The organism is Streptomyces sp. KL116D, from assembly GCF_030766975.1.
GTDB classification, from domain to species: Bacteria; Actinomycetota; Actinomycetes; order Streptomycetales; family Streptomycetaceae; genus Streptomyces; species Streptomyces longispororuber_A.
This window is the reverse complement of record NZ_JASERH010000019.1, coordinates 1-12,141: the sequence shown is the minus strand read 5'-3', so window position 1 is coordinate 12,141 and position 12,141 is coordinate 1. Positions and strand designations below refer to the sequence as shown.

The 12,141-nt window shown below is 74.5% G+C and carries 13 protein-coding genes; 4 read left to right on the top strand and 9 right to left on the bottom strand.

The features are described 5' to 3' along the window. The coding region (locus tag RBJ77_RS06810) for a BTAD domain-containing putative transcriptional regulator (RefSeq protein WP_372344110.1) at positions 1-1,959 on the bottom strand (1,959 nt) is incomplete at its 3' end. A 153-nt stretch (positions 1,960-2,112) separates the two neighbouring features. Between RBJ77_RS06810 and RBJ77_RS06805 the strand changes: the two genes are divergently transcribed. Next, complete coding sequence (locus RBJ77_RS06805) at positions 2,113-3,003, top strand: alpha/beta fold hydrolase (RefSeq protein ID WP_372344109.1); 891 nt, start codon at positions 2,113-2,115, stop codon at positions 3,001-3,003. Between the two features lie 18 nt (positions 3,004-3,021). Here RBJ77_RS06805 and RBJ77_RS06800 read toward each other — a convergent pair whose 3' ends face one another. The 7 genes from RBJ77_RS06800 to RBJ77_RS06770 all read right to left on the bottom strand — a co-directional run bounded on the left by RBJ77_RS06800 (position 3,022) and on the right by RBJ77_RS06770 (position 9,159). Continuing rightward, on the bottom strand, positions 3,022-3,435 hold the full coding sequence (locus RBJ77_RS06800) for a PTS fructose transporter subunit IIA (RefSeq protein WP_255971688.1): 414 nt from the start codon (positions 3,433-3,435) through the stop codon (positions 3,022-3,024). Then, on the bottom strand, positions 3,432-4,040 hold the full coding sequence (gene dhaL / locus RBJ77_RS06795) for a dihydroxyacetone kinase subunit DhaL (protein WP_372344108.1): 609 nt from the start codon (positions 4,038-4,040) through the stop codon (positions 3,432-3,434). The genes RBJ77_RS06800 and dhaL overlap by 4 nt, the downstream gene beginning before the upstream one ends. 48 nt (positions 4,041-4,088) lie before the next feature. Continuing rightward, the gene (gene dhaK / locus RBJ77_RS06790) at positions 4,089-5,081 is read right to left on the bottom strand and encodes a dihydroxyacetone kinase subunit DhaK (protein WP_372344107.1); all 993 of its coding nucleotides are present in this window, start codon (positions 5,079-5,081) and stop codon (positions 4,089-4,091) included. 341 nt (positions 5,082-5,422) lie between these two features. After that, positions 5,423-6,208, bottom strand: coding sequence for a class I SAM-dependent methyltransferase (locus tag RBJ77_RS06785; RefSeq protein ID WP_372344106.1), 786 nt, complete (start codon positions 6,206-6,208; stop codon positions 5,423-5,425). Between the two features lie 345 nt (positions 6,209-6,553). Then, positions 6,554-7,477, bottom strand: a complete 924-nt coding sequence (locus RBJ77_RS06780) for a LysR family transcriptional regulator (protein ID WP_372344105.1) — start codon at positions 7,475-7,477, stop codon at positions 6,554-6,556. 58 nt (positions 7,478-7,535) lie between these two features. Further along, positions 7,536-8,303, bottom strand: a complete 768-nt coding sequence (locus tag RBJ77_RS06775; RefSeq protein ID WP_372344111.1) for an SAM-dependent methyltransferase — start codon at positions 8,301-8,303, stop codon at positions 7,536-7,538. A gap of 157 nt (positions 8,304-8,460) precedes the next feature. Continuing rightward, a complete protein-coding gene (locus tag RBJ77_RS06770; RefSeq protein WP_372344104.1) occupies positions 8,461-9,159 on the bottom strand; it encodes an SDR family NAD(P)-dependent oxidoreductase in 699 nt (232 codons plus the stop codon). A 136-nt stretch (positions 9,160-9,295) separates the two neighbouring features. Between RBJ77_RS06770 and RBJ77_RS06765 the strand changes: the two genes are divergently transcribed. Further along, a complete protein-coding gene (locus RBJ77_RS06765; protein ID WP_372344103.1) occupies positions 9,296-10,165 on the top strand; it encodes a helix-turn-helix domain-containing protein in 870 nt (289 codons plus the stop codon). A 20-nt stretch (positions 10,166-10,185) separates the two neighbouring features. Here RBJ77_RS06765 and RBJ77_RS06760 read toward each other — a convergent pair whose 3' ends face one another. Beyond that, complete coding sequence (locus RBJ77_RS06760; protein WP_372344102.1) at positions 10,186-10,749, bottom strand: NAD(P)H-dependent oxidoreductase; 564 nt, start codon at positions 10,747-10,749, stop codon at positions 10,186-10,188. Positions 10,750-10,874: 125 nt separating this feature from the next. On the opposite strand from RBJ77_RS06760, the gene RBJ77_RS06755 reads away from it, so the two are divergent. Continuing rightward, entirely contained in the window at positions 10,875-11,555 is a 681-nt protein-coding gene (locus tag RBJ77_RS06755; RefSeq protein ID WP_372344101.1) for a TetR/AcrR family transcriptional regulator, read from the top strand. A 139-nt stretch (positions 11,556-11,694) separates the two neighbouring features. After that, a partial coding sequence (locus tag RBJ77_RS06750; protein ID WP_372344100.1) for a lysophospholipid acyltransferase family protein occupies positions 11,695-12,141 on the top strand: 447 nt, incomplete at its 3' end.

Sequence of the window (12,141 nt, the reverse complement as noted above, 5' to 3'; positions counted from 1 at the left end):
CTCGGCGCGCTCGGCCGCGGCTGCCGCGTACCGGGCCGCGCGAGCCGCCGTGTCCCGGGTGCCCGCGGCGAGGAAGTGCCGGGCCAGCGCGTCGACGTCGTCCGGCCGCGACCGCTCCAGGGCCGCGCCCGCCGCGGCGTGCCAGTGGGCGCGGCGCGGCCCCGACACATCCTCGTACAGCGTGTCGCGCACCAGCGCGTGGGCGAACCGCGGCCCGGGCGACTCCTCCAGGAAACCGAGCGCGAGCCCGGCCTCCAGGGCGTCCGCGAGCGCCGCACCGTCCAGACCGCTCAGCTCGCCGAGCACCTCGGCGTCCACGTCGAGGCCGAGCACGGACGCCTGCCGCAGGACGGTGCGGTGCGGGTCCGGCAGCCCGGCGAGCCGTTCCCGCACCACGTCCCGGACCCCGGAGGGCACCGCGCTGCCCGGCACGCCGGCCCCGCCCTCCGCGACGAGCCGCGCCAACTCCTTGACGTAGAAGGGGTTTCCGGCACTGCGCCACCACAGGGTGCGCACCACGTCGTCCGGCAGCGCCGCGTCCGGTCCCGCGGTGGCCCGGGCCAGCTCCCCCGCGGCGGTCTCGTCGAGGCCCGCGAGGCGGATCCGCACCGGCTCCGTCCGCGCGATCCGCGCGAGCGTCCCGGCCAGCGGCGCGCCCGCGTCGGCCGGCGTGTCCCGGCAGGCCGCCACGATCAGCACGGCCCGCTCCTCGAACGCCGCTCCGGCCGGCTCGCCCAGCACCGCCGCCAGCAGCCCGTGGGTGTCCTCGCCCGCCTCGTGCAGATCGTCCAGGGCGATGAACAGCGGCGCGTCCCCCGCGACGTCGGCGAGCGCCGACACGGCGGCGCGGTGCGCGCGGTGCCGCGCGCCCGCGAGGTCGTACGATCGCGAACCCGCCTCCGCGGCAAGGGGGTCGGGCACTCCGAGCCGGGCGAAGACGTCCGTCCACGAGCCGCCCGAGCCGATCCGCCAGCCCCGTCCCGCCAGGCGCCGCGCCGCCTCCCGCAGCAGCGCCGTCTTGCCCGCCCCGGCGGCGCCGGTGACGAGGACGACCGCGCGCCGCGACGCCCCCCTCGCCAGATCGGCGGCGCCCTCCAGGGCGTCCAACTCCTCAGTACGACCGAAGAGCCGAGAGGTGACGGCGACGGGCTGAGGCGTCTCCGGACGCAGCCGGTCGGACTGGGCGAGCACCTCCGCCTCCAGCGTCCGCAGGCCCGGTCCCGGATCCAGGCCCAGGTCGGCCGCGAGGACCTGGCGCGCCCGCCGCAGCACGGCCAGCGCGTCGCCCTGCCGGCCCGTCCGGTACAGCGCCAGGGCGAGCAGCCGCCACGCGTCCTCCCGCCACGGGCACCGGGACGTGTGCGCCTCCAGGTCCGGCACGGCCTCCGCGCTCCGGTCCAGCGCGAGCAGCGCCCGCGCCCGCCGTTCGACGCCCAGCAGCCGCAGCTCGTCGAGCCGGCCCACCTCGGCCCGCGCCCAGTCCGCGTCGGCGCACTCCGCGTAGGCGGGCCCGCGCCACAGCGCCAGCGCCGCGTCCAGCGAGGCCAGGGCCCGCTCCGCCGCGCCCGCGTCCAGGTCGCGCCCCGCCCCCGTCACCGCGGCCTCGAAACGGGCCGCGTCCACGGCGCCGGGCTCCGCCCGCAGCGCGTACCCGGGTCCTGTGGTGACGAGCAGCCGGGCCGGTTCCCGGGCCGCGCGGCCCGGCTCCAGCGCCCGCCGCAGGTCCGACACGAACGTCCGCACCGCGCCGAGGGCCCGCGCGGGCGGCTCCTCCCACAGGTCGTCGACCAGCCGGGACGCGGACACCACCCGCCCACCGGCCAGGAGCAGCCGGGCCAGCACGGCACGGTGCCGCGGCCCCTTGAGCGCGACGGGGCCGTGCGCGTCGGCCGCCACCACGGGCCCGAGCACACCGAACGTCACCGCGGGACCCCGCGCGGCCTCCTCGCTCTCGCTCATACGCCGTCGATCCTACGGAAGACCTCCCGTGACGCCGGCCGGAAGACCGCTGGTCAGACCCGTCGGCGCCGGCGTACTGATCGATTGCTGATCGGCCCGTACGAGGCTGGATCCGGCCCACCCGACCGATCCGCACCCCGAAGGAACCGACCCGTGACCGGCACCCCCGAACCCCATGTCCCCGGCTTCACCCGGCAGCGCGTCACCGTCGCCGACGGCGTCGCCCTGAACGTCGCCGTCGGCGGCAGCGGCACCCCGCTCGTCCTCCTGCACGGCTTCCCGCAGACCCACCTCATGTGGCGGCACGTCGCCGCCGACCTCGCGACCGAGCACACCGTGATCTGCCCCGACCTGCGCGGCTACGGCGCCAGCGACAAACCGGCCGACCCCGACGGCACCGCGTACGCGAAGCGCACCATGGCCGCCGACGTCGTGGCCCTCGCCCGCGCCCTCGGCCACGACCGCTTCGCCCTCGCCGGCCACGACCGGGGCGCGCTCGTCGCGATCAGGGCGGGCCTCGACCACCCGGACACGATCACCCACCTCGCGTCCCTCGACGTGCTGCCCACCCTCGACATGTGGGACGTCATGCACGGCGCCTCCGCCGCGGTCGGCTTCCACCTCTATCTGATGGCCCAGCCGCCCGGGCTGCCCGAGGCGATGATCGAGGCGACCGCCGACGCCTTCTTCGGCCACTTCCTCGACCAGTGGGCGGGCACCGGCGACGCGATCCCCGCCGACGTGCGCGCCCACTACCTGGCGGCCTGCCGCGCCGCGGTCCCCTCGATCGTCGCCGACTACCGGGCCTCCGCCCACATCGACGTCACCCACGACGAGACCGACCGCCGCGCCGGAACCCGGCTGCGCATGCCGGTGACCGTGCTCCAGCAGGACTGGGGCACGGCCCTCGGCTTCGACGCCGCCGCCCGCTGGCGCGCCTGGGCAGACGACCTCGACCACCGCACGGTCGCCTGCGGCCACTTCATGGCGGAGGAGGCGCCGGAGCTGGTGGCGGCCGCGCTCCGGGACCTCCTCAAGCGCTGAGGCAGGCGGACCCGGGGCTCACTCCTTCCGGTACGCGTACGCCTCCGACGCCGCCGCCACGACCGCGTCCAGGTCCGCACCGGCCGACGCGGAGACGACCGCGGCGACCGCGCCCTCCACGAACGGGGCGTCCACCAGACGGGTGCCGTCCGGCAGCTCGTCCCCCTCGGCCAGCAGCGCCTTCACGGTGAGGACCGCGCTGCCGAGGTCGACGAGGACGGCGACGCCCGAACCCCGGTCCACCGACGCGGCGGCCGCCGAGATCAGCTCGGAGCTGGTGCCGAGGCCGCCGTCCTCGGTGCCGCCCGCCGGGGCGACGGGCGCGGTGGCGCCACCCCCGGCCAGACCGGCCGCGAGCCGTGCCACCGACTCGGCGACCTCCCGGCTGTGCGACACGAGGACCACGCCCACGGGCTGGTCGGGGGCGGTCACGACGTCGCCTCCGCGGTCTCGGCGAGCGCCGCGAACAGCAGCGCCGACGACGTGGCACCGGGATCCTGGTGCCCGATGCTGCGCTCGCCCAGATAACTGGCCCGGCCCTTGCGGGCCTGCAGCGGCGTCGTCGCCTCGGCGCCGTGCTCGGCCGCGCTGCTCGCCGCCGCGAAGTCCCCGCCGTCGAGCGCGTCCACGGCCGGCACCAGCGCGTCCAGCATCGTCTTGTCACCGGGCGCGGCGCCGCCGAGGGCCGCCACCGCGTCCACCCCGACCCGCAACGCGGTCGCCAGCTCGGCCCCGCTCACCTCGGCGGCGTCCCCGAGCGCCTTCCCGGTGCGCCGCAGCAACGTCCCGTACAACGGCCCCGAGGCGCCACCCACCGTGGAGATCAACTGCCGCCCTGCGAGCGTCAGCACGCCCCCCGGGGTGTCCGGCTCCTCCTTGTCGAGGACGGTCCGCACGGCGGTGAACCCGCGCTGCAGATTGCTGCCGTGGTCGGCGTCACCGATCGGTGAGTCGAGTTCGGTGAGCCGGGCGGCCGCACCGTCCACCGCGACGGCGGTCGCGGTCATCCAGCGCCGGAAGAAGTCGGCGTCGAGCACGTGATCTCCTTGCGTGATAGGTACGTTGACGTTCCGTCGGCTCCGCGCTCACATGCCCCAGCGCAGGCCCGCCGTGCTCACCGGCGCGTCCCACAGCCGCAGCAGCTCCTCGTCGACCTGGCAGAGCGTGACGGACGCGCCGGCCATGTCGAGCGACGTGACGTAGTTGCCGACCAGTGTGCGCGCGACCGGCACGCCCCGCTCGCCGAGCACCCGCTGCACCTCCGCGTTGAACCCGTACAGCTCCAGCAGCGGCGTCGCACCCATCCCGTTGACGAGCGCGAGCACGGGGGCGGTGGGGTTCAGGTCCTCCAGGACGGCGTTCACGGCGAACTCGGCGATCTCGCCCGACGTCATCATCGCGCGCCGCTCACGGCCCGGCTCGCCGTGGATGCCGATGCCCAACTCCAGCTCGCCCGGCGGCAGATCGAACGTCGGCGACCCCTTGGCCGGAGTGCTGCACGCGCTGAGCGCGACCCCGAAGCTCCGCGCGCTCTCGTTGACCTGCCGCGCGATCGCCTCGACCCGCTCCAGCGACTGGCCCTCCTCGGCGGCCGCGCCGGCGATCTTCTCGACGAAGAGGGTGGCTCCGGTGCCGCGCCGCCCGGCGGTGTAGAGGCTGTCGGTCACGGCGACGTCGTCGTTCACCAGCACCTTGGCGACCTGAATGCCCTCGTCCTCGGCGAGTTCGGCCGCCATGTCGAAGTTGAGCACGTCGCCCGTGTAGTTCTTCACGATGAACAGCACGCCGGCCCCGCTGTCCACCGCGGCGGCGGCCCGCACCATCTGGTCCGGCACCGGCGACGTGAACACCTCACCGGGACAGGCGGCCGCCAGCATCCCGGGCCCCACGAACCCACCGTGCAGCGGCTCGTGCCCCGACCCGCCGCCGGAGACCAGCGCCACCTTCCCGGCAACCGGCGCGTCCCGCCGCAGGATCACCCGGTTCTCCACGTCGACGGTCAACTCGGGATGGGCGGCGGCCATGCCGCGCAGGGCGTCGGTGACGACGGTCTCGGCCACGTTGATGAGCATTTTCACGGGTACCTCCGGTGACGTCGACGGGCAGGGCCCGTCAGGTGGCGCTCGTCTGTGTCTGTCTGGCTGTCTGTCGGTTCATCGCCAGTATTGACGGAGGAGTTGCGTTGAGCACCCGTTGGGCCGGAGAAGTGCGCGAGGGGGCGCCGGCCGAGCCCGCGGAATCCTCCCTCCGGGGGCAGCGGCACAGCAGCCGGGCCGAGGGTGGCGTCGCGCAGACACTGGGCGCCACGCTCTCAGGTGAGGTCCTCGCGGTCGGCGATGACGTCGGTCTCGTACTGGTCGATGATCTGCTGCGGGGTGCGGCCCGTGTGCTCCATCCGCTGCTCCTTCCTCGGTACCGGTCAGACGGTCGCCCGCAGGAGGACGAGGGAGCCCAGGTAGGTGGGGCGGCAGCGCAGGTGCCCGAAGGCCTCGTCCCACGCGCCGGAGCCGAGAGCCCGGCGCAGGGAGACGTCGAACTCCTGGCGGGCCCGGTCGTCGATGAAGCTCCACGCCGAACAGGCCTGCCTGGCCGCCGGGTCGAGGAGCATCTCGGGGCGGCCGTAGTACGCCTCGTTGAATCCGTCGGTGCAGTCCAGCGGGACGGGGACGGGCTCGACGGTCACGGTGCCGCCGAGGGCCCCGGTCAGCGTGGCCAGGTGCGGGTGGCGGCGGGCCTCGGTGTCGAGGACGTCGGGCGCGTAGTCGTAGAGCCAGAAGTCGCGTACGAGGGTGGGGTCGCAGGTGAGGACGACGACGGGGCCGCGCGTCACGCGTCGCATCTCGCGCAGGCCCGCGGCCGGGTCGGACCACTGGTGGACGCTGAAGAGCGCCATGGACGCGTCGAACCGGCCGTCGTCGAAGGGCAGGGACTCGGCGACGGCGTCGATCGCGGTGGACAGCCGGGCCGGGCGCCGGGCCCGCATGGCCAGGGACGGCTCGACCGCGGTGACGGTGTGGGCGGGGTCCTCGTAGGAGCCGGTGCCCGCACCGACGTTCAGGACGGTGTCGGCGTCCCCCAGGGCACGGGCGATGACGCGGGCGATGCGGGCGTCGGGCCGGCGGAAGGGGGAGTGGCCGGAGCGGCCGGCGCCCAGGGTGCCGGGGTCGACGGCACCGGCGCTGCCGTCGTGGGTTCGCATGGACATGGAGACCTCGCCTTGTGGGCCGTGACAGGCCGCGGCGAGCGCATCGACGCCCGCCGCGGACAACGTCTCCATCTTGCATCTGCCAGGCAGAATTCCATAGAGGGCTTGCTGATGCTTGGCTGATTACTCAAATGGTGGTGCACCTGCGGTGGTGGATCAGACAGGCGGCTGCGGACCGGCGCCAGGACGGAATGAAGTCGGCGCCCAGGGGCGTGGGCGCCGACTGGCCATCGGGGGAGGGCGTGATGTGCGGCAGGTCGTTGCGGGTCGTGCGGGATGTCTCCACGGTGGCGGTCGGGCGTGGCCATGGTCAAAGCGAAGTCCTCTATGGGTGCGAGGAGTTGGCTATGAGGGCAGGTGGCGGCGGAGGAGAGCGTTCAGTGACTCGCGCACCCCGGCCTCGCGTGCCACGGCCAGCAGGGCCCTGACCATCGGGAGTTGGGGGTGCTGCTCGGCGACGACCAGCCCGACGCGCGAGCCTTGCGCCGGGCCCGTCAGCCGCACGACGTGCTTGCCCTCGGGAACCCCGAACATGTGCAGCCAGGCGTGCGAGACGACGCTGGACCACGGCCCGCCGGTCAGGTGGGCGTAGAGCCCGGCCACGGTGTCGGACTCGATCGCGGGCTGCGCCTGGGCGCCTTCGGCGGCGAAGTACTCGTCGAGGATGCGGCGGTTGCGCATGCGCGGACCGAGCAGGCACAGCGGCAGGGCGGCGGCCTGCGCCCAACTGGCTTCGGTGTGCCCGGCCAGGGGGCCGTCCGCCGGAGTGAGGAGCACGTACTGCTCCTCGTAGAGGGGGATGCGCCGCACGTCGCGCAGCGTGTGGTCGTCGAGATAGGTCAGCGCGGCGTCGATCTCCAGCCCGGTGAGCCTGCGCGTGATGTCGCGCGAGGACAGCGACTCCAGGCTGACCTTCGCCGCCGGGTGCCGTGCGCAGAACGGGTTGGTCACCAGCGATACGACACTGAGCGCGGTGGGGATGGCGCCGAGCCGCAGCGTCCCGGTCAACTCACCTTCCAGCGAGGCAAGTTCCTGCTGGAGGGCGGCCCGCTCCGCGAGCATGCGCTGCGCCCACACCAGTACGTGCTCACCCTCAGGGGTCAGCCCTCGATAACGGGGCCCGCGCAGCGTGAGCGCGACCCCCAGCTCACCCTCCAGCTTCCGTATCCCGGCCGACAGGGAAGGCTGCGACACGAAGCACGCATCGGCCGCCCGCCCGAAGTGCCGCTCCCGGGCGAGAGCGACCAAGTACTCCAGTTGCCGCAGCACTTGTCCCCGCGTCCCCTCACTCGCACGGCAGCGATCGCTCGTCGTCGGCCCACCGGGATCAGCCGGACTTGCGGGCCACGCCTCCGTAGAAGCCGATCTCCTCCGAGCCCTGCGGCACCGGGCCGTCCGGGCGCCAGAACGGGACCTGGGCCAGGCCCGGTTCGACCAGGTCGAGGCCCGTGAAGAGGCGCTCGACCTGGGGGCGGGTGCGCAGGTTCAGGGTGGCGGTGGCCTTGCGGTAGACGGCCTGGGCCGCCGTGCGGTCGGCGAAGTCGGCGGTGGCGTGCGACAGCACCAGGAAGCTGCCGGGCGGGAGGGCGTCGACGAGCGTGGCGACGATCCGCTCGGGCCCGTCCTCGTCGGTGAGGAAGTGGACGACGGCGACGAGCAGCAGCGCGACGGGCCGGTCGAAGTCGATGACCTTGCGGACGTCGGGGTGGTCCACGACCGACGCCGGGTCGCGGACGTCGGCGAGCACCACGCTGTTCGACCCGGTCCCGCGCAGCAGCGCGCTCGCGTGCGCGCTGACGATCGGGTCGTTGTCGACGTAGGCGACCCGCACGTCGGGCGCCACCTCGTGGGCGACCTCGTGCACGTTGGGCGACGTGGGCAGACCGGTGCCGATGTCGAGGATCTGCCGGACGCCGCTGCCGACGACGTGACGGACGGCCCGCCGCATGAAGGCCCGGTTGGCGCGCAGCCCGATGCGCACCTCGGGCGCGGCCGCGGCGAGCGCGTCACCCGCCTCCTGGTCCACCGGGTAGTTGTCCTTGCCGCCCAGCAGGTAGTCGTAGATCCGGGCAGGGTGTGGCTTGCTGGTGTCCATCCCGCCGGCGGGGAAGCCGTCCTGCGTCGTCACCGTGCGCTCCTCCGGGTCACCGCCGCCGTGGCGGCCGCGTCGATCATCGCCGACGACAGCCTTCCACACCGGTTCCGCGGCCGACGACCCGGTGGGCGCCAACTGCCCTGCGGAAACAGTGGGTTCAGGAGTGGTCGACCGGGCCCGCGCGGTCGACGAACCGGCCCGAGCCGGCGCCGGGTCCCTCGGTGGCGAGGCGGACGATCGCGTCGGTGCCCTCCGCGACCGTCTGGGGGCCACTGTGCCCGTTGAGGTCGGTCGCGGTGTAGCCGGGATCGGCCGCGTTGACGCGGATGTCCTTGAGCGCCTTGGCGTACTGGCTGTTCAGCATCGTCAACGCCGCCTTGGACGCGGTGTACAGGGGCGCGACGACGGACGACTCGGGGCGGGACGGGTCCTGGGTGCGGGCGAGCGAGCCCATGCCGCTGCTGACGTTGACGACGGCCGGGTCCGCCGACCGGCGCAGCAGCGGCAGGAAGGCCGTGGTCACCCGGACCACGCCGATGACGTTGACGTCGAAGACGCCGAGCGCGTCCGCGCCGGTCAGCTCGCCGGGATCGCCGTACGGGCCGTGCACACCGGCGTTGTTGACGAGGACGTCGACCCTGCCCTCGTGTGCCGCGACGTCCGCCGCGGCGGCCCGGACGGACGCGTCGTCGGTGACGTCGATCCGGACGAACCTGGCGCCGAGCGCGGCGGCGGCCGTCGCGCCCCGCTCCGGATCGCGGGCACCCACGATCACGGTGTGCCCGGCGGCGACGAGGCGGCGGGCGGTCTCGTGGCCGAGACCCTTGTTGGCTCCGGTGATGAACGTGATGGTCATGGGCCGATCGTCCGCCCGGCGGGAGCGCCGTACCAGGGACGCCTCGACCGTAGGAACGGCATTACCAGGATCGTGGCGCCGACGGGGCGTGCACGGGTCCGGGTCCGGGCCCGGGACATGGGGCACGATGGGAGTCATGCCTATCCAGGAGGAGACCGGCCTCGGTGCCACGATCCGGGCCTGGCGGGAGCGGCTCGCCCCCTCGTCGGTGGGTCTGCCGTCCGGCCGGGCGCGCCGGGCGCGCGGCCTGCGCCGGGAGGAACTCGCCGAACGCGCCGGGGTCTCGGTCGACTACGTGGTGCGCCTGGAGCAGGGCCGCTCCACGACACCGTCCGCGCAGGTCGTGGCGTCCCTCGCGGACGCCCTGCGACTCAGCGCGGCCGAGTGCGACCATCTGCACCGGCTGGCCGGTCTGGTGCCGCCGGGCGACGCCCCGGTCCCCGACCAGGTGCCGCCCGGGGTGCGCCGCGTGCTCGGCCGGCTCGGCGGCGTCGCGGTCGCCGTGTTCGCCGCGGACTGGCGGATGATCTGGTGGAACGCCGGCTGGGCGGGCCTGCTGGGTGACCCGTCGGCCGCGCCGCCCGAGCTGCGCAACTTCGCCCGTGAGCGGTTCCCGGTCGACGGCGACGCCGTGCACCTCGCCACGTGGCCGGTGGCGGTGGCGAACCAGGACCTGTCGGACCTCGCGATCGTGTCCGACCTGCGCCGCGCGACCGGCCGCTTCCCGCACGACGTACGCCTGACGGAACTGGTCCGCACGCTCGTCGCGGGCAACGCTGACTTCGCCCGGCTGTGGGCGAGCGGCACCGTGGCCGCGCACCGCGAGGACCACAAGACCGTCGCGCATCCTGTGGCCGGGCCCGTCGAGGTGGACTGCGACGTGCTGACCGACGGGGACTCCGAGTTCAAGATCGTGATCCTGAGCGCGGCGCCCGGCGGCGTGGCGGGGGAGAGGTTCCGGAAGGCCGTCGGCGCGAGCGTTTCCGCGCCCGCGCCGACGGCCTGACCGGCTTCACCGCACCACGATCAGGCGGCGGCCGTCTCGCCGGAGTGGCCGTGCAGGCGGGCGACGACCTCGGTCAGCTGCGCGGCGACCTCGGTGTCGTCCACCGGGTGCGTCTCCGCGAACCGGGTCAGGGAGCCGGGGATGGAGAGCTTGACGTCCTCGAGCACCGTGCCGCCGGCGATGCCCACGGCCTTGCGGACCTCGTCCTGCGCCCACACGCCGCCGTACTGGCCGAACGCGGTGCCGACCACGGCGACCGGCTTGCCGATGAACGCGCCCGCACCGTACGGACGGGACAGCCAGTCGATGGCGTTCTTCAGGACGGCCGGGATGGTGCCGTTGTACTCGGGGGTGACCAGCAGGAAGGCGTCGGCGCCCTGCGCGGCCGCGCGCAGCTTGGCGGCGGTGGCCGGGACGCTGCCCTCGACGTCGATGTCCTCGTTGTAGAAGGGGATGTCGGCGAGCCCCTCGAAGAGGTCGACCTCGGCGCCCTCCGGGGCGAGCTTGACGGCCGCCTCGGCGAGCTGGCGGTTGGTCGAACCGGCGCGGAGGCTGCCGACCAGGGCAAGGATGCGAACAGACACGGGGGCTCCAAAGACTGAGTACATTCCGACTGCCGATCGCTGGGAAGCGCTCCGCAGATTCATCCGGACCGGGGTCCGTTTAATTTGTAGCAGCCTAAGCGGACCGCGGTCCAGTTTTCTTGGGAATGCTTTACGCTGAGTTCATGTCCACGAGCCTGCCGCCCCTGCCGCCGCCCGAAGAGTCCGTGGGCGAGCCGGAGTTGCTGGAGATCGGCCTCGCCGAGGAGGAGCCGTGCCTGCGCGCCGACGCCGCGCGCAACCGGGCCCGGCTGCTCGAAGCCGCCGGGCGGCTGGTCGCGGAGCACGGTGCGGCCGGGGTGACCATGGAGGCGGTGGCCGCGGCGGCCTCGGTCGGCAAGGGCACCGTCTTCCGGCGGTTCGGCGACCGCACCGGTCTGCTGACGGCCCTGCTCGACCACTCGGCGCGGCAGTTGCAGGCGGATCTGATCGGCGGGCCGCCGCCGCTCGGTCCCGGCGCGCCCTCGGTGGAGCGGTTGCGGGCGTTCGGCGCGGCCGTGCTGCGCCGCTCGGCCGAGCAACTGGACCTGCAGCTCGCGGCACAGCCCGAGCCCGCCCGCAAGCTCGATCACCCGACGGTGCGGGTGCTGACCTCGCACGTCACGTACCTGCTGCGGGACCTGGTCCCGGACGCCGACTGCGAGCTGCAGGCGCAGGCCCTGATGGGTTTCCTCGACCCCGCCGTCGTCCACCACCTGCACAAGCGGTGCGGGATGTCCCTGGACCGGCTGGAGTCCGGCTGGATCGACCTCGTCGCCCGCGTCACCGGGACCGAGCGGCCCGCCTGAGACTTTTCCCCTGGTCACCGGCGTGTGCGCCGGGTCGTCGGCGCGTACGTAGATGAGTACGCGCACTCAGGACCGCCGGGCCGGATGCCGCCGACGATGAGGACACCGCCGTCGAGCCCCCGTCGCATCTGGAGTCCCGTTGCTCAGCCGCCTCGCCGCCCTGCTGGTCCCTGCCTTCGGGCGGCTCACCGTCACCACCGACGCCGACGCCGTCCTCGCGCCCGGCAGTCTCGTCGTGGCCAACCACACCTCGCTCGCGGACCCCGCGATCGTGCTCGCCGCCCTGCGGGAGCTCGGCGTGGAGCCCGTGGTGATGGCGGCGGCCGGGCTGTGGCGGGCGCCGCTGCTCGGCCGGGCCCTGGCACGGGACGGATTCGTACCGGTGCACCGGGGCGACCGGCGCGCGGCCCACGCCCTCGACCTGGCGGCGGACGCGCTGGCGGACGGCCGGCTGCTGCTCGTCTACGCGGAGGGCGGCATCCCGCTGCGCACGGACGCGGCGGAGGCGGCGCCGCTGCGCTTCCGCAGCGGCGTCGCCCGCCTCGTCGAGCGCACCGGGGCGCCGCTCGTCCCGGTCGGCCAGGCC